Origin of the sequence: Pseudomonas sp. CVAP#3 (genome assembly GCF_018986375.1) — a bacterium.
GTDB lineage: Bacteria > Pseudomonadota > Gammaproteobacteria > Pseudomonadales > Pseudomonadaceae > Aquipseudomonas > Aquipseudomonas helvetica.
Window position 1 is genome coordinate 74,422 of sequence record NZ_JAHMSC010000010.1, and the last position, 15,729, is coordinate 90,150.

Here is a 15,729-nt window from a genome sequence, read left to right on the forward strand (position 1 = left end):
CGTGACGTTATTTCAATGGTTGGCAACCGGAAGAGTTTTTTCTTATGCGATGGCAGAAAACCCCAACAAACCCAACACACTCAACACAATGTTGTTAAAGATATTGATTTTAAAGGGATTTAGTTGTGTTGGGTTTGTGTTGGGTGGTGGTTTTTTTGTGTTGGGTTCGGTTTTTCGGGGGATAGGGCGATGATCGAGGCAATGGAAGTGCTGCTGAAGCACTGGGGCGAGCAACTTCGGCGTAATGGTGAGGTGGGTGGCATGGGTAGCCCGATGGCAACGATCATCGAGTGGGGCGGATGTGCACCGCGCGGCACTCCCGGATCTCGGATCATTATGGGGGCTGGTGCGGGGCCTGATGCAGTTGCTCAGGAAGTCGGTGCGGCTCTTTCCGAGATCGCCCGACAAGATGGACGGGGAGAAAGGCTGCAGCAATTGGCGGTCTTGCGCTATGGCGACGACCCGGCACCGACTTGGATTTCGCAGATGCATGAGCTGGGGTATGTGTCCAAAGCGAAGCAAACATACTACGACCTTGTGCACAGTCTTCATGTGCGACTCTTTGAGGTGTTGGCCGAACGCAAAGATGCACGCAAGTGGCTTACCGCTGGTCGGGGCGTTTTACCTCAAAGTCTCCTCAAAGTTGCGTCAAAGTTGCGTCGAGTCGGTTAACCGAAAATGCCCTCTTTTCGGTTCCGTACTCTGGGGGTAAAAAGTCACCAAGATATGAATTCTGCGCCTCGGCGCTTCCCCCGAGCACGTGCTGTGCACTCCGTCCTGGCAAGCGCCACGACACTGAGAACCCTGCCCTCCGGCGGGGTTTTCTTTTTGTGTTTGGCACGCTCTTCCACTTGAGGCACAACATGACAAATGAGCAGCAAGCGCTGGCAGAGATGCCGATCTGGTTAGTGATCGTCCTGGCCTTGGTCGGTGGCGTATCCGGTGAAATGTGGCGAGCAGATAAAGACGGGGCGCGGGGCTGGGCATTGTTGCGGCGCCTGGCACTTCGATCCGGGGCCTGCATTGTCTGCGGCGTGTCGGCGATGATGCTGATGATCGGCGCGGGCATGACGATCTGGACGGCCGGCAGCTTAGGTTGCCTGACCGCGATGGCCGGCGCCGATGTCGCCATCGGTCTTTACGAGCGGTGGGCTGCCAAGCGGCTGGGCGTTTCCGAAGTGCCACCGGTTAGTGGTGAGCAGGGGTAATGCACCGGTTTGGGGCGCCGAAATCTGCCGGGGACCCTGGGGTTATTTGAGGGGTACGGGGTCGGAAACCCGCGGGAAAGTGTTAGCGGCAGGGTTGCCAGCTTACTGAAATTCAATCCATTGAAATTGAAAGGTTCCCATTGAAAAGCCGTTGAAAGGAGGGCTTATGACAGAACCAACGTACCTGTCGAAGAGCGCCTTCGCGGCTCGGATCGGCAGGGCGCCCAGCTACATCACCTGGTTGAAAAACAACAACCGCTTGGTGCTGAGCGCCGATGGTAAACAGGTCGATGTAACGGCTAGCGAAGCGTTGATTCGCGACACCGCTGACCCCAGCAAGATCGCCGTCGCTGACCGCCACCATCAGGACCGGCTTCAGCGTGACGTTTACAGCCAGCTATCCAGTCAGGCCGAGCCGACTTCAACGGCTGCGCCGCCGCTCGCGATCACCCCTGCGGGGCAGCTCCCCGACTTCCAGAAGGCCCGCGCACTGCGCGAGCACAACCTGGCGCAGCTCGCCGAGATCGAGTTGCACAAGGCCAAGGGCTCGCTGGTGGCTCTGTCGGCTGTTCAGACAGGTGCCTACAACGCCGGTCGCATGCTGCGCGATCAACTGTTGGGGATGCCTCCACAACTGGCTCCCGAACTGGCATCCATGACCGACCCTTGGGAAATCGAAAAACACCTCACGGCGGCTATTCGCCGCTCGCTGGAAGACGCCGAACGCATGTCTTCAGCGGACCTTGAACACGCACTGACCACGAGTTAAGCCCATGCCCACGGAAATTCCTGACGGTGCAGAGGTGTACCGCGAGGCGTATTTCCGTGGGCTACGGCCCGACCCGGACGTCTGGATCGATCAGTGGGCCGACGAGTACATGCGGATTCCGCGTGACACCGGTGCCGCTGAGCCAGGCCAGTACCGCACCTCGCGCACGCCGTATGCCCGCGAGCCTATGCGTTGTCTGTCGCCGGCTCACCCCTGCAAGCGCGTGATCACCATGGTCGCGTCGCAGTTGATGAAAACCCAGATCGGACTGAACTGGATCGGCGGCCTGATGCACATGGCGCCGTCGAACATCCTGGCGCTGCTGCCCAGCCTCGGCCTGGCCAAACGGGTGTCGTCGCGGATCGGCAAAACGATCAAGGCCACGCCCGTACTGCGGGAGCGAGTGGCGGCCAACCGGTCGCGGGACTCGCGCAATACCATGGATACCAAGGAGTTCGAGGGCGGTACGTTGTATGTCACCACCGCCGGATCGGCGGCCAACCTGTCGGAGTTATCGGCGCGCTACGTTTACGGCGACGAGATCGACCGCTGGGAAGTCGACATCGGCGAGGAGGGCGATCCCATCGAGCTGGCGGAAACCCGGGGCAGCACCTTTGGCCGCAACGCCAAGTTCTATTTCTCCAGCTCGCCGACGATCAAGGGCGCCTCGCGAATCTCTGATCTGTTCGACGGTAGTGACCAGCGTCATTACTACGTGCCGTGCCCGTATTGTGGTCACATGCAGGTGCTTGAGTGGGAAAACCTTCTCTACTCGGCCGACTTTAGCGTAGTGCATTACAAGTGTGCGGCGTCCGGAATGGACTGTGACGTGCTGATTGATGAGTACCACAAGGGTGAAATGCTCGCCAAAGGCGAGTGGCGCGCCCACGCCGAGGGTGACGGTGAGACGGTAGGCTTCCACCTCAACGCGTTGTATTCGCCGTTGGGTTGGATGGATTGGAAGTCGCTGGCCAAGCAATACGAGAAGGCCAAAAAGGCCCAGGCCAAAGGCGATCTTGAACCCATGCAGGTGTTCTATAACACCCGTTTGGCGAAGGTTTGGGATGCGGCTCAAGAGCAGACCAAAGCGGACGTGCTCAGACAGCGGGCGCGGTTGGAAGGCTACACCCTCGGCTCGCTGCCGGCGGCGGTGATGATGATCACCGGTGCCGTCGACGTTCAGGCCAACCGTCTGGAGTTCATGGCCATGGGCTGGGGCGTCGGCATGGAGCGTTGGGTCGTGGATTATCAGGTGGTCTCGGGCGATCCTGCAGACGACCGCACCTGGGCGGCGCTGGATGAATTGCTCAAGGCTAAATATCGCCATCCGTGCGGTGTCGGTCTTGGCATTCTCGCGGTGGCCGTCGACTCCGGTGGTCACCACACCGATGAGGTCTACCAGTTCTGCCGCGTTCGTCGCTGGCGCAATGTGTTCGCAATCAAGGGAGCGAGCAAACCCGGCAAGCCGGTCATTGCTCAACGCCCGTCCATGGTCGACGTGACTTGGAAAGGCCAGACCGAACGCAACGGTGCCGAGCTTTGGTTCGTGGGTACCGACACGGCGAAGGACTGGATCTACAACCGCTACCCGTTCGAGTCCGGGCCGGGCGCGTTGCACTTCGCCAATGACCTGCCGGACGACTTCTTTGACCAGTGCGTCGCGGAGCGCAAGGTCGCCCGCTACGTGCGCGGTCACAAGCGCATCGAGTGGGTCAAAGGCAAGGCCGAGCGCAACGAAGCGCTCGACCTGATGGTGTATTGCCTGGCTATGGCGCATTACCTGGGCCTGAATCGCTACAAGGAACACGACTGGGAGCGTGTGCGTCAGTCCCTGGCACAGTCCGGATTGTTTGACGAAGCCCTGGGCATCAAGCCCGTTCAAGGCGAACGGGTCAGCAGTGCCGATCAAGCAGCGCCCGTTGTCGCGCAACCGGCTCCGTCAATCGCTGCTCCGGTCGTGCAATCGAGACCAGCAGCAACACCACCTCAACGCCGCAGCTCCAGCAGCGGTTACCTGAAGAGACGCTGATATGTCATTTACCCAGAAGCACCTCGATGCAGTTGAGGCGGCCATCGCACGTGGTGAAAAAGTCGTGCGCTATACCGACCGCACCGTGGAGTACCGCACGGTCGATGAGCTCCTCAAGGCTCGCGAAGAGATTCGTTCGTCCTTGGCCAGCGCCGCCGGGCCACGTTCGCGTGCGGTTCGGCTGTACCACGGAGGCAAAGGACTCTAATGGCTCGTTATCCGACGCTGACCCGTAACGGATTCGTGTTGCCGTCGAACATCAAGGCCAGCTACGAAGGCGCCGGAGAGGGCCGCCGCTCCGCTGGCTGGGATGCTCCCGACAACGGGATCAACAGCATCAACACCCCGGCATTGCGCAACCTGCGCTCCCGCTCCCGGGCAGCGGTTCGCAATGACCCGTACGCCTTCAACGTGATCGACAAGCGTGTCAGTAACCTGATAGGCACGGGCATCACCCCTCGGCCGACGACCGACGATGATGCTTTACGCAAACTGCTGCAGGAGCTCTGGGCGGATTGGGTCGATGAATCGGATGCGGATGAGCGTACCGACTTCTACGGCCAGCAAGCCCTGGTGGCGCGCACGGTTGAAACCTCGGGCGAGTGCTTTGTGCGGTTGCGTCCTCGGAGCCTGGATGAAGGCTTGGCGGTTCCGCTGCAGCTCCAGATTCTGGCGCCGGAGTTCGTGCCGCATGACAAGTACGAAACCACCAAAACCGGTAACACCATCCGCGCCGGGATCGAGTTCAACCCCGGCGGCAAGCGGGTGGCGTACTGGATGTACCTGTCACATCCACGCGATGCGGCATCGCTGAACGTAGGCTACAACCAGCTGGTACGCGTGCCGGCGGCCCAGGTGCTGCACATCTTTGAGCCGGTCGAACCCGGCCAACTGCGCGGGGTTCCGCGCCTGTCACCGGTGCTCAAGCGTCTGCGCAGTCTCGACAACTACGATGACGCGGTGTTGTTCCGCCAGGAGGTGGCCAACCTGTTTGCCGGCTTTATCAAACGGCCCACGCCAGAGTCTGGGCCGGTTCCCAGAGATCCAGTGACCGGCGCGCCGCTTAACCCGGATCGCGATGGCTTCACGCCGATGGTCGCGTTGGAGCCCGGCACCATGCAGGAGCTGGGGCCGGGTGAAGAGGTGGAGTTCTCCAAACCACCGGATGCGGGCAACAACTATCCGGACTTCATGCGGCAGCAACTGATGGCCGCAGCTGCCGGTTCTGGTACGCCTTACGAGATCCTCACCGGCGACATGCGTGGGATCAACGACCGGGCGCTACGTGTGGTGCTCAACGAGTTTCGACGCCGCCTGGAACAACTGCAATTCAGTGTGTATGTCCACCAGCTCTGCCGCCCTGTGCGGGCGGCCTGGATGGACATGGCCGTGTTGTCCGGTGTCCTGGTGCTGGGCGATTACGCGCAAAAGCGCCGCGACTACCTGCGTACCCGTTGGGTGCCGCAAGGTTGGGCCTACATCCAACCTGTACAGGATGTTCAGGCTCGACGGATGGAAGTGCAGGCCGGCTTTGCCTCGCGCAGCGAGATGGTTCTGCGCACCGGCTACGACGCCGAAACGGTCGATCAGGAAAACGCCGCCGATCTGGCGCGGGCCACAGCACTGGGCCTCAACTACAACACCCTGGATGCCGTCGAAACAACCGACGACAAGGAGCAACCATGAGCAAGAAAGCGCGACCGCGCGTTTACAACCGGGCAGGCCAGCAGGTGCAGGTTCAGGACAAAACCTGGTATGCCGTGCAGGCCAGCGGCGAGGCCGCCGAGCGAGTGATCGAAGTCTTCGTCTATGGCGAGATCGGCGCCTGGGGTATCACCGCCAATCAGTTCGTGCAGGACCTGCGTGCCATGGACGACGGCACCTCGGAGGTGATCGCGGCGTTCAACAGCATCGGCGGTGATTTGTTTGACGGGCTCGCCATGCACAACGCGCTGTCACGTCTGGGCGAGCGTTGCACCGGCCGTATCGATGCATTGGCCGCCAGTGCGGCCAGCGTGGCGGTGTGCGGCGCGCACAAGGTCGTGATCGCAGCCAATGCGATGCTGATGATCCACAACCCCTGGACCTATGCGGCAGGGGACGCCGAAGACTTTCGCAAAGTGGCCGACGTCCTTGATCAGACGATGGAGGCGATCATTGCGGCGTACAAGGCAAAGGCGCCGGACATCGATGAGGTCGAACTGCGTCGGCTGGTCGCCGCTGAAACTTGGCTCACCGCCAATGAAGCGGTAGAGCTGGGCCTGGCCGATGAAGTCGGCGACGGCATCAAGGTCAAGGCCTGCCTCGGCCAGGGTGGTGTGCTACAGCGTTACCAGCACGCGCCGGCCGAATTGCTGGCTCAACTCGACGAACCACCCGAAGCAGATCCGGACCTGGAGCCGATCGATCCGCCGTTGGTGCCGGTGGTGGTCGACTCGGCCAAGTTGGCACTGATGATCACCCAGCGCTGCACGGCGGCGGGCATTAGCAACCTGGTCGAGCCGCTGCTCAGCTCGACCCAGCTCGAAAGCGAAGAGATCGTTCTGGCTGGCCTGGCACGCGCCAAGGCGGTGAATGACCTCTGCGTGGCGGCGCGCTTACCGGAATTCAGTGCCGAGTACGTTTCAGCGGGGCTGGATGCAGCGGCTGTTCGAGCGCGACTGTTCGACAAGATTGTCAGCAGTGGCAAGGGCTTTGAAATCGACAACAGTCTGCCGCTGGACAACGACCCAGCACCCAAGGTGCTGGCCAAACAACCTGATCCAACCTCGATCTGGGCTTCGCGACAAGCGGCTCAGTCCGGAACTGCGCACGGCGCGAAAGGAGCAAGACAATGACCATCAAAAAAGAGCCGATCCACGGGGGTGAGTTCCTGCTGTCCGAGGGCGCCGGGAACATTTCACGGGAAACGATCAACGTTGCCGCAGGCCCTGCGCTGAACCCGGGCCAAGTCCTCGGTTGGGTGACGGCCACGGGTGAGTTCGCGCCGTATCACCCGACCGCCGAAGACGGTACCCAGTCTGCCGTGGCGATCCTTTACGGGCCACTGGGCGAGTCGGACATTGTGCGTCGTGGTCGCGCCGTGGTGCGTTTGGCTGAAGTCAGCGAAGCGCACCTGACCGGACTTGACCCTGAGGCCGAAAAGGATCTGGCGACCCATTTCCTGATCGTTCGTTAAGTCCGTCAGTCACGTTTACCCAACCCGCTTTGAGCGGGTTTTTTCATTTCTGGAGAGTACCCATGGCCGAGATCGCCATTTTTGACGACGAAGCGTTTACCGTTACCGCGTTGACTGCTGCACTCAACGATCAACCCTACCTGCCGGGCCGCATCAGCGCCCTGGGTCTGTTCAGCGAGGAAGGCATCACCACCTTGACCGTGCAAATCGAAAAGGACGGCGACACCCTCGCACTGGTGCCTGCCGGTGAACGGGGTGGCTCTGGCCTGGTGGTCGCGGCCAGTAAGCGCAACCTGATCCCGTTCAACACCGTGCACCTGCCGGAGCGCTTCACCATCAAGGCCGACGAGATCCAGGGCATCCGCGCCTTCGGTACCCGCACTGAGTTGCAAGCGGTGCAAGACGTGGTCAATACCCGTCTGGCCAAAGCGCGCCGTCAGTTGGACGCGACCCATGAATTCCAGCGGATGGGTGCACTGAATGGCCTGATTCTCGATGCCGATGGTTCGACGGTGCTGCTGGACCTGTATGACCGCTTCGGTGTGCAGCGTCAGAAGTTGTCCATGGGCTTGGCCGACCCGAGCACGGAGCTGCGGGTCAAATGCGGCGAAGCGTTGGATATGCAAGAAGATGCCCTTGGCAGCGTGACCAGCACCAGTTCCCGCGCTTTCTGCGGCAAAAACTTCTGGAACAAGCTGATTGTTCACAAGTCGGTCAAAGAGACCTACCTCAACAGCCAGCAGGCGGCAGCCTTGCGGGGCGACGCCCGGGAAAGCTTCGAATTCGGCGGTATTATCTGGGAGCGCTACCGTGGCAAAGTCGCTGGTGTGTCTTTCGTCCACGACGACAAGGCGCTGCTGGTCCCTGAGGGTGTGCCGGATCTGTACATCTCGGTGTTCGCACCGGCTGACTACATGGAAACGGTCAACACCCAGGGTATCCCGTACTACAGCATGATCGAGCCGCTGCCGTTCAACAAAGGCATGGCCGGTGAAGCCCAGTCCAACCCGCTGCACCTGTGCACCCGACCACGTGCCCAGATCCTGCTGGAGCTCTGACCGTGGGCTTTCGCGACCTGGTCGCCGAGGTCGACGCGGTGGTGTTCGAAACGCTGGGCGACACCGCACGGATCGAGGGTCGCGAAGAACCGGTGTTCGGAATGTTTGCCGCGCCCTGGCTGCAGCCGAAGTTCGGCAAGCTCAACACCGGGCTCCGTGAGCCTCGGTTCGAAATCCGCGTCAGCGATTCGCATGGCCTGGAGCCGGGCCTGTTGGTTCGTATCGAATTGCCGGCGTTGGATGGCGGTGGCGACTACGACTTGTTTCAGCTGGAGCCGAGCGGCGACGGCCTGGTCGCCTTGATTCTGAGGATGCGCCCATGAGTGTTGGTAGCCATTTCAAACCCTCGGCCGGCGGCGGGATGATCTCCATCCAGTCCTCGGCCACGGAGCTTCAGGCGTTTCAGGACTTTGCCAAGTTGGTACCCAAGGCTGCGGCAACGGCGCACCGGCGCGCGATCAACAAGACGTTGGGAAGGTTGCGCACGCACATCGCCCGAGCCGTCAGCCGGCAAGAACGCATTGCCGTTGCGGCGGTGCGTCAGCGGTTGCGCAGTTACCCGGTGTCCGGCGGGGCTTCGAGCGGCAAGCTGTGGTTTGGGCTCAACGCTATCGAGTCCAGCCGGATCGGCCGAGCACGACAGACCGGCAGCGGCGTGTCGGTGGCGGGGCGGCGTTACCAGGGGGCGTTCCTGAAGAAAGTCTACGGCAACAAGCCCGATATCTGGATTCGCACGGCCAGCAAGCACTTTAACGCGGACGACTATCCGGACAGCACAGTATCTCCCGGTCGGGGGCCGAGTTCCGGGTGGGTCGCCGAACACGGCAGTCGCTTCCCCTTGGCCAAGGCCAAGGTGTCGCTGGAACAAGCCCGGCCGCATTTCGAAAGCTGGGTCAAAAAGGCAGATGAGATCCTGCTGGCGATTCTCAAACAAGAACTCAACTTTGAGCTGCAGAAGTACCTCAAGAGGATAGGCAATGTCTGACGAACCCTTCAGCCTGGACCAACTTTATCAGGCGGTTGAACAGCATCTGCGTACCCACCTGCCGGGCGTTCAGGCTGTCACAGCCTGGCCGAACGTTTCAGATCGCGTGCTGTTGCCAGCGGTGTTTCTGGAACTGGCCGAGATCGAACCGGGTACCGATATCGGCACTGGCGAAACCTCCCTGGTTTGTAAGTTCGAGGCCCGCATCATCGTCGACCCGATCAAGCCGCACCATCATCAACAGGCCGTGCAATTGGCGACCCAGCTTGCCGTGTTGCTGCGTGCACAGACGTGGGGGTTGCCGGTCGATCCGGCCGAGTTCGTGCAAGCCCAGCAGGACTGGACCCAGCCGGTATTGGATGGCTACACCGTCTGGCTGGTGGAGTGGACTCAACAGGTGTACCTCGGCCTCGAGGAGTGGCCTTGGCCTGATCAGCCGCCGGGCATGCTGGTGTTCGACGTTGACCCGGGTGATGGCCCATTTAAGCCTGAGGATCTGCCGTGAGTTACGCAACCGCCCAGCATGACCGCATGCTCGCGGGAGTGGTCAAGGATTGTTTTGTGGTGGCTGTCGATCTGGCTGCCTCCCCGCCGGTGTGTCGCGTATCCGATGGCGAGTGGATCAGCGCCTGGGTGCGCTGGTACAGCATCGCCGCCGGCAAGGCCAGGCACTGGCGGGCGCCGTCCATGGGCGAGCAGGGGGCGTTGATCAGTACCAGCGGTGACGTGTCACAAGGCACGTTTATCCCTGGCTTGTACGGTAGTGCCGGTCCCCCACCAGATAACCGCGACCATGTGGAAGTCTGGCGGTTTGATGATGGCGGTTCGCTGATCTACGACTGGCAGGCCAAGAGCTACAGCATCACCATGCCCAGTGGCACGGTGAGCATCAAGGTTGCCAGCACGGAAGCGGTCATCACGGACAGCGCCGTGAACGTGACCACCGGCAACATCAACCTGAAAGCGGCGGTAATGATCGACGGCGCGTTACACGTCACGAAGGGCATCACCAGTGCCGGCGCGATCATCGACGCCGGTGGCAATAGCAACCACCACTCGCATTAATTTCAACTCACGACAGCCCGCCCAGTGCGGGCTTTTTCATGCCTGGAGAAACACATGGCCAAGATCGTTGACACGCTTGTCACCGAGGAACAGGTGTCTGCATCACCGATGCGGGAACCGCTACTGCTAACGACACCGGAGCGATTGACGTTTCGCGACAAGGTCTATACGTCGCGGCTGCTGATCGTTCCCGGTACCGACCGCACCTTACCGGTTAACAAGGCGGTTGTAGAGGTTCCGGTGTCCGACCTCGATGCCGTCAAGTTCCTGAAAACCAACGAAGAATTCGAACCGTTTAAGGAGTGACGTAGATGATCGGAATGGACCGCCACACCGGCCAACCCATTTCCGGCATCGCGCACTTGCGGCAATCCGTTCCAGACATTTTGGGCACGCCGTTGGGCAGCCGCCGGCATCGGCTGGAGTACGGCAGCAAGCTCCGGCGGTTTGTTGACTTGCCCGTTAATGAGGGCTGGAAAAGTGCCGTACAGGCGGAAGTCGCCCGCGCCCTGGGACGCTGGGAGCCGCGTTTGAAACTGGATCAGGTGCGCGTCATTTCCGTTATCGGCGGGCAAATCAACCTGAAAATCGTCGGGCAGTACCGGGGCGACGGCGTCACGCTGGAGGTAGCCGTATGAGTATCGTGGATCTGTCGTCGTTACCGGCGCCGACCGTGTTGGAGCCTTTGGACTTCGAGGAGATGTATCAGGAAAAGCTGGGTGTCTTTCGCGGGTACATGGGCGGCAACTGGACCGCCGCCCTTGAAAGCGATCCGGTGGTTAAGGTGCTGGAGGTCGCTGCTTACATCAAGGTCGGCAACCGCGCCCGGGTCAATGACGCTGGCAAGGGGCTGTTACTGGCGCATGCCATTCGCGGCGACCTCGATCACCTGGGGGCGAATGTCAATCTGCCGCGCCTGGTGATTCAGGCCGAGGATCTGCTGGCAGTGCCGCCGGTACCGGAAGTCAAAGAAGAAGACGACCCATATCGTGAGCGCATCCAGTTGGCCTATGAGGGGCTGACCACGGCCGGCCCGCGTAACAGCTACATCCTGCACGCGCGTAACGCCTCGGGATTGGTGGCGGATGCCACGGCCGAAAGTCCGGCGCCTTGTTGCGTTACGGTAACGGTGCTGGGTTTGGACGGGGAAGGCGAGGCGTCGTCGGAGCTGCTGGCCACGGTGGCCGCCGCGCTGAATGACGAAAACGTGCGGCCATTGGGTGATCGGGTGACGGTGCAGAGCGCCCAGGTGATCCGCTACCAAATTAACGCGATTCTGCACATGGCCAGCGCCGGCCCCGAAGCGGATGCCAGTTTGGCCGAGGCGAAAAGTCGATTGGCGGCCTGGATCAATCCGCGCAAGCGGCTGGGCGTTGAGGTTGCACGGTCCGGCGTAGACGCTCAGTTGCACGTTGCCGGTGTTTCTCGGGTTGAGTTGGTTGGCTGGCAGGACTTGGCCCCGTCCAAGGCTCAGGCGGCGTTCTGTACGGACTACACCGTGAAGCTGGCGGGCTGATATGAAAAGCCTACTGCCGATCAACAGCACGCAACTGGAGCGGGCCATGGAGGCCGCTTTTTTCGAGAAAACGATTATCCCGCTGCGCGACCTCTACAACGCCGATACCTGCCCGGTGCATTTGCTGCCGCATCTGGCGTGGGCCTGGTCGGTGGATCGCTGGGACTACCGATGGACCGAGGCGACCAAGCGCGCCGCCATCAAGGCTTCTTACTACATCCATGCCCACAAAGGGACCATCGGCGCGTTGCGTCGGGTGGTCGAGCCCTTGGGCTACCTGATCGAGATTATCGAGTGGTTCAAGACGGTGCCGGAAGGCATCCCGGGCACGTTCGCGCTAAAGGTCGGCGTGCTCGACACTGGTATCACCGAAGAAATGTATCAGGAGCTTGAGCGCCTGATCGATGACGCCAAGCCGGTTACTCGGCATCTGACGGGGCTGGCGATCAGCCTGGAAACCCAAGGCGATTTGAATATTGCCGTTTCCCTGTACGAGGGCGACGAAATCGACGTTTACCCGCCGGTGATGCGTGACATCGAGGTCACGGGTCGTTTCGGTGTGGTCGGTCGCGAACACTCCATAGACACCCTGGACGTTTATTATGATTGATGCGAATTCGCAGTTTTTTGCGATCCTCACGAACGTGGGGATGGCAAAACAGGCGAACGCCGACGCGCTCGGCATTCCCTGGAAGATCACCGAAATGGGGGTAGGGGATGCCAACCCGGGCGGGGTGGAAAACCCGCCTAACCCGGTTCCGTCTCCGACTCAACCCAAGCTACTCAACGAGTGGCGCCGAAAGCCGCTGAACCAGCTCAAGATCGACCCGGTCAACCCGGCGGTGATCATCGCCGAGCAGATCATTCCGGCCGATGAGGGCGGTAAGTGGATTCGCGAAATCGGCCTCTACGATGCGGATGGCGATCTGGTGGCGGTGGCCAACTGCGCGCCGAGCTTCAAGCCGTTGCTGTCGCAGGGCTCGGGCCGCACGCAAATCGTGCGGATGAACTTCATTGTCAGCAGCACCGGCAACATCACACTCAAGATCGATCCGGCGATTGTGCTGGCCTCGCGGGCCTACGTCGAAGCGGCCATTCTGGAAGTGCTGCCGAAGAACAAAACCCCCGGCGAATTCACGCGGATTAAGGTCAGCGATCGCGGGCTTGTGGTGTCGGGCGATAACCCTGACACGCTGGCCGGGATGGGCATCAAGGACGGCTACACCAAGGCCGAAGTCGAGTCGATGATTGCCCAGGCCTCGGCGTTGCCTGTCGGCACTATGGTGGCGTATCCGGTGAACAAGGTTCCGCCCGGGTTTCTGGAGATCGATGGCAGCATAAAGAGCATTGCGGTCTATCCGGATCTTGCGACGTTCTTGGGAGCTGCGTTCAACAAGGGCGATGAGGGCGCCGGCAATTTCCGCCTGCCTGAGTCGCGCGGCGAGTATCTGCGTGGCTGGGATCATGGGCGCGGTATTGATGCAGGGCGTGGTATTGGCACCTATCAGGGCGCTTCCTACCTCTATGACACATTGGGCCAACTATCTACGCCTAATCGGTTGGCGTCTTCAGTTCAGGACGAGGATCTGGCCGGGCGGATCACTCGAGATCTGACGGTCTGTCAGCCGAGCGTCACGACGAATACTGCGTCCTACGTTGACACCGGCAGGGCCGTGCGCACGCGTAACCTCTCGGTTATGTGGTGCATCAAGGCCTGGAACGCCCCGATCAATCAGGGAAACATTGATGTCGCCGCGCTGGTTACGTTGGCCGCCCAAGCCACGGAAACTAATCAGGGGACGGTTAAGGTCGCGACTCAGGCCCAAGTCAACGAGGGTTTGGATGACACGACCATTGTCACACCTAAAAAGCTGCGCCGAGGGTTTGCAATCAGCTTGGCAACCAACGGCTACATTGCATTTCCGACATGGCTTGGCGGGTGGATCATTCAGTGGGGCACGGTGTTTGCCCCGACTTACGGCACAGCTAACGTGCACATGGCTACGCCGATTGCTTGGCCAATGGCCTTCCCTAATGCGGTGAGGGGGGTCGGTGGATCGATCATTACTGGTATTGCCGCAAATAGCTTTACAAATTGGTCGGTCGAGGGCCGCAGTCAAGCCGGTGCGTCTTGGTACTACGCCTGCGGTCAATCGGGACTTAATCCGGTGCTTTCATACATTGCTATAGGGAATTAAACATGGGCAAGTATCTGTACTCAGCCTCAACGGGGGGGGGCTATCGCAAGGGGTTTCACGCCGAGATTCCTGATGATGCGCTGTCGATTTCGGATGATGTATACCGGGATCTGTTTGCGGAGCCGCTCCCGGCCGGTAAGGTCGTAGTGCCCGGCGAGGACGGCTTGCCGCTCGTTGTTGATAGCCCTGGGTTATCGAATGAAGCACTAGCTGCAGCTGAGCGAGCATGGCGCGATGCCCAGCTATCGCAAACCGACAGCTTGGTGGCGCGGCACCGCGACGAGCTGGAAGATGAGGGCGGAGCAACAACCCTTGCCACCGAGCAATACGCCGAGCTGCAAGCGTTCCGTCGGGCGCTTCGAAACTGGCCAGAAGGTGACGAGTTTCCGCTTGTTGATCACCGTCCTGCGGCCCCGCCTTGGCTGATCCCCCAGCTCCAATAAACGCCCCGCACTGACGGGGCGTTTTCTTTTCCGTTACGCGTAACACGAACATCCCTCGCAGCCTCGCTCATGCGGGGCTTTTTCGTTTCTGGAGATTGAGCTTTATGAGTTTCTTTCACGGCGTTACGACCACCGAAGTCAAGACCGGTGCGCGCACCATTTCGTTGCCGTCGTCTTCGATCATTGGCCTCTGCGACACCTTCACCCCGGGCGTTCTCGGGGGTGGCACCGCCAAGGCTGGCGAGCTGAAGTTGATCACCACCGAGCGCGAAGCCATTGCCGCTTTTGGTGCTGATTCGGCGATCACCAAGGCCTGTAAGGCGATCTACAGCAAGGCCAAGGCGGTAATCGTCGCCATCGGCGTGCCCAAGCTGGAAGACGCCGCGCTGCAAACCTCGGCGATCATTGGCGGGGTGTTGGCCTCGGGTCAGCGTACCGGCCTACAGGCCTTGCTCGATGGCAAAAGCCTGTTCAACGCCCAGCCGCGGCTGCTGATCGCGCCGGGCCATACGGCCACGCAAGCGGTGGCCACCGCGCTCGACAGCCTGGCGCAGAAGCTGCGGGCCATCGGCATCATCGACGGGCCTGGCACCACCGATGAGGCTGCCATGGCCTACGCCGAGAACTTCGGCAGTCGCAACCTGTTCATGGTCGACCCGGGCGTCCAGTACTGGGACACCGGCCTCAGCAAGACGGTCGATGCACCGGGTTCGGCCTGGGCGGCGGGCTTGTTCGCCTGGACTGATGCGGAATACGGCTTTTGGGCGTCGCCGTCGAACAAGGAGTTAACCGGCATCACTGGCACGACCCGCGCCGTCGAGTACCTGGACGGCGACGAGACGTGCCGGGCCAACCTGCTGAACAACGCGAATATCGCGACGTTCATTCGCGACGATGGCTACCGCCTGTGGGGTAACCGCACGCTGTCGAGCGATCCGAAGTGGGCATTCGTCACCCGCGTTCGCACGCTGTTCATCCTCATGGATGCGGTTCAAGCCAGTCACAAGTGGGCCGTTGACCGCTCGATCACCAAGACTTACGTCAGTGATGTGACTAACGGTCTGGATGCGTTCATGCGCGACCTGAAAGCCCAGGGCGCGATTATCAATTTCGAAGTGTTCCCGGACACCGAGCTGAACACGCCCAGCCAAATCGCCGAGGGCAAAGTCTATTGGCGCATTCGCTTCACCGACGTGCCACCGGCTGAAAACCCGAATTTCCTTTTCGAAGTCACCGATCAATGGATGACCGAAGTTCTTGAAGCAGCCTAAGGGGCCTAG

Annotated in this window: 20 protein-coding genes; all 20 read left to right on the forward strand. The window is 60.8% G+C overall.

The window, feature by feature from the left end; translation table 11 throughout:
* Positions 1-189 precede the first annotated feature (189 nt).
* Entirely contained in the window at positions 190-672 is a 483-nt protein-coding gene (locus KRR23_RS18145) for a hypothetical protein (protein WP_216743609.1), read from the forward strand.
* A gap of 191 nt (positions 673-863) precedes the next feature.
* Positions 864-1,208 (forward strand): phage holin family protein, encoded by a 345-nt coding sequence (locus KRR23_RS18150; protein WP_216743610.1) that lies wholly within the window; start codon positions 864-866, stop codon positions 1,206-1,208.
* Positions 1,209-1,374: 166 nt separating this feature from the next.
* Positions 1,375-1,977, forward strand: a complete 603-nt coding sequence (locus KRR23_RS18155) for a terminase small subunit (protein WP_216743611.1) — start codon at positions 1,375-1,377, stop codon at positions 1,975-1,977.
* 4 nt (positions 1,978-1,981) lie between these two features.
* Positions 1,982-4,006: a phage terminase large subunit family protein gene (locus tag KRR23_RS18160; RefSeq protein ID WP_216743612.1), complete on the forward strand. Its 2,025-nt coding sequence runs from the start codon at positions 1,982-1,984 to the stop codon at positions 4,004-4,006.
* A 1-nt stretch (position 4,007) separates the two neighbouring features.
* Positions 4,008-4,214, forward strand: coding sequence for a phage head-tail joining protein (locus tag KRR23_RS18165; RefSeq protein WP_216743613.1), 207 nt, complete (start codon positions 4,008-4,010; stop codon positions 4,212-4,214).
* A complete protein-coding gene (locus KRR23_RS18170; RefSeq protein ID WP_216743614.1) occupies positions 4,214-5,692 on the forward strand; it encodes a phage portal protein in 1,479 nt (492 codons plus the stop codon). Before KRR23_RS18165 ends, KRR23_RS18170 begins: the two co-directional genes overlap by 1 nt.
* Positions 5,689-6,843 carry a head maturation protease, ClpP-related gene (locus KRR23_RS18175; RefSeq protein ID WP_216743615.1) on the forward strand — a complete coding sequence of 385 codons (1,155 nt, stop codon included), beginning with the start codon at positions 5,689-5,691 and terminating at the stop codon, positions 6,841-6,843. The genes KRR23_RS18170 and KRR23_RS18175 overlap by 4 nt, the downstream gene beginning before the upstream one ends.
* Complete coding sequence (locus KRR23_RS18180) at positions 6,840-7,184, forward strand: head decoration protein (protein ID WP_216743616.1); 345 nt, start codon at positions 6,840-6,842, stop codon at positions 7,182-7,184. Before KRR23_RS18175 ends, KRR23_RS18180 begins: the two co-directional genes overlap by 4 nt.
* 62 nt (positions 7,185-7,246) lie before the next feature.
* Positions 7,247-8,242, forward strand: coding sequence for a major capsid protein (locus KRR23_RS18185; protein WP_216743617.1), 996 nt, complete (start codon positions 7,247-7,249; stop codon positions 8,240-8,242).
* Between the two features lie 2 nt (positions 8,243-8,244).
* Complete coding sequence (locus KRR23_RS18190; protein WP_216743618.1) at positions 8,245-8,565, forward strand: hypothetical protein; 321 nt, start codon at positions 8,245-8,247, stop codon at positions 8,563-8,565.
* Positions 8,562-9,227, forward strand: a complete 666-nt coding sequence (locus tag KRR23_RS18195) for a hypothetical protein (RefSeq protein WP_216743619.1) — start codon at positions 8,562-8,564, stop codon at positions 9,225-9,227. Before KRR23_RS18190 ends, KRR23_RS18195 begins: the two co-directional genes overlap by 4 nt.
* The gene (locus KRR23_RS18200; protein ID WP_216743620.1) at positions 9,220-9,732 is read left to right on the forward strand and encodes a hypothetical protein; all 513 of its coding nucleotides are present in this window, start codon (positions 9,220-9,222) and stop codon (positions 9,730-9,732) included. Before KRR23_RS18195 ends, KRR23_RS18200 begins: the two co-directional genes overlap by 8 nt.
* A complete protein-coding gene (locus tag KRR23_RS18205) occupies positions 9,729-10,292 on the forward strand; it encodes a phage baseplate assembly protein V (RefSeq protein WP_216743621.1) in 564 nt (187 codons plus the stop codon). The genes KRR23_RS18200 and KRR23_RS18205 overlap by 4 nt, the downstream gene beginning before the upstream one ends.
* 54 nt (positions 10,293-10,346) lie before the next feature.
* Positions 10,347-10,598 carry a hypothetical protein gene (locus tag KRR23_RS18210; protein WP_216743622.1) on the forward strand — a complete coding sequence of 84 codons (252 nt, stop codon included), beginning with the start codon at positions 10,347-10,349 and terminating at the stop codon, positions 10,596-10,598.
* Positions 10,599-10,603: 5 nt separating this feature from the next.
* Positions 10,604-10,930, forward strand: a complete 327-nt coding sequence (locus tag KRR23_RS18215) for a GPW/gp25 family protein (protein ID WP_216743623.1) — start codon at positions 10,604-10,606, stop codon at positions 10,928-10,930.
* A complete protein-coding gene (locus tag KRR23_RS18220) occupies positions 10,927-11,808 on the forward strand; it encodes a baseplate J/gp47 family protein (RefSeq protein ID WP_216743624.1) in 882 nt (293 codons plus the stop codon). The genes KRR23_RS18215 and KRR23_RS18220 overlap by 4 nt, the downstream gene beginning before the upstream one ends.
* Position 11,809: 1 nt before the next feature.
* Positions 11,810-12,418 (forward strand): phage tail protein I, encoded by a 609-nt coding sequence (locus KRR23_RS18225; RefSeq protein WP_216743625.1) that lies wholly within the window; start codon positions 11,810-11,812, stop codon positions 12,416-12,418.
* Positions 12,411-14,006, forward strand: coding sequence for a phage tail protein (locus tag KRR23_RS18230; RefSeq protein ID WP_216743626.1), 1,596 nt, complete (start codon positions 12,411-12,413; stop codon positions 14,004-14,006). The genes KRR23_RS18225 and KRR23_RS18230 overlap by 8 nt, the downstream gene beginning before the upstream one ends.
* A gap of 2 nt (positions 14,007-14,008) precedes the next feature.
* A complete protein-coding gene (locus KRR23_RS18235; RefSeq protein WP_216743627.1) occupies positions 14,009-14,449 on the forward strand; it encodes a phage tail assembly chaperone in 441 nt (146 codons plus the stop codon).
* Positions 14,450-14,553: 104 nt separating this feature from the next.
* Positions 14,554-15,720 (forward strand): phage tail sheath family protein, encoded by a 1,167-nt coding sequence (locus KRR23_RS18240; protein WP_216743628.1) that lies wholly within the window; start codon positions 14,554-14,556, stop codon positions 15,718-15,720.
* Positions 15,721-15,729: the final 9 nt, after the last annotated feature.

Bases quoted from the DNA above. Each gene is read 5' to 3' on its own strand.
- KRR23_RS18230 (WP_216743626.1), top strand. From the start codon at position 12,411: ATGATTGATGCGAATTCGCAGTTTTTTGCGATCCTCACGAACGTGGGG.
- KRR23_RS18145 (WP_216743609.1), top strand. From the start codon at position 190: ATGATCGAGGCAATGGAAGTGCTGCTGAAGCACTGGGGCGAGCAACTT.
- KRR23_RS18195 (WP_216743619.1), top strand. From the start codon at position 8,562: ATGAGTGTTGGTAGCCATTTCAAACCCTCGGCCGGCGGCGGGATGATC.
- KRR23_RS18160 (WP_216743612.1), top strand. From the start codon at position 1,982: ATGCCCACGGAAATTCCTGACGGTGCAGAGGTGTACCGCGAGGCGTAT.
- KRR23_RS18210 (WP_216743622.1), top strand. From the start codon at position 10,347: ATGGCCAAGATCGTTGACACGCTTGTCACCGAGGAACAGGTGTCTGCA.
- KRR23_RS18180 (WP_216743616.1), top strand. From the start codon at position 6,840: ATGACCATCAAAAAAGAGCCGATCCACGGGGGTGAGTTCCTGCTGTCC.
- KRR23_RS18165 (WP_216743613.1), top strand. From the start codon at position 4,008: ATGTCATTTACCCAGAAGCACCTCGATGCAGTTGAGGCGGCCATCGCA.
- KRR23_RS18215 (WP_216743623.1), top strand. From the start codon at position 10,604: ATGATCGGAATGGACCGCCACACCGGCCAACCCATTTCCGGCATCGCG.
- KRR23_RS18220 (WP_216743624.1), top strand. From the start codon at position 10,927: ATGAGTATCGTGGATCTGTCGTCGTTACCGGCGCCGACCGTGTTGGAG.
- KRR23_RS18240 (WP_216743628.1), top strand. From the start codon at position 14,554: ATGAGTTTCTTTCACGGCGTTACGACCACCGAAGTCAAGACCGGTGCG.
- KRR23_RS18170 (WP_216743614.1), top strand. From the start codon at position 4,214: ATGGCTCGTTATCCGACGCTGACCCGTAACGGATTCGTGTTGCCGTCG.
- KRR23_RS18155 (WP_216743611.1), top strand. From the start codon at position 1,375: ATGACAGAACCAACGTACCTGTCGAAGAGCGCCTTCGCGGCTCGGATC.
- KRR23_RS18200 (WP_216743620.1), top strand. From the start codon at position 9,220: ATGTCTGACGAACCCTTCAGCCTGGACCAACTTTATCAGGCGGTTGAA.
- KRR23_RS18235 (WP_216743627.1), top strand. From the start codon at position 14,009: ATGGGCAAGTATCTGTACTCAGCCTCAACGGGGGGGGGCTATCGCAAG.
- KRR23_RS18185 (WP_216743617.1), top strand. From the start codon at position 7,247: ATGGCCGAGATCGCCATTTTTGACGACGAAGCGTTTACCGTTACCGCG.
- KRR23_RS18225 (WP_216743625.1), top strand. From the start codon at position 11,810: ATGAAAAGCCTACTGCCGATCAACAGCACGCAACTGGAGCGGGCCATG.
- KRR23_RS18150 (WP_216743610.1), top strand. From the start codon at position 864: ATGACAAATGAGCAGCAAGCGCTGGCAGAGATGCCGATCTGGTTAGTG.
- KRR23_RS18175 (WP_216743615.1), top strand. From the start codon at position 5,689: ATGAGCAAGAAAGCGCGACCGCGCGTTTACAACCGGGCAGGCCAGCAG.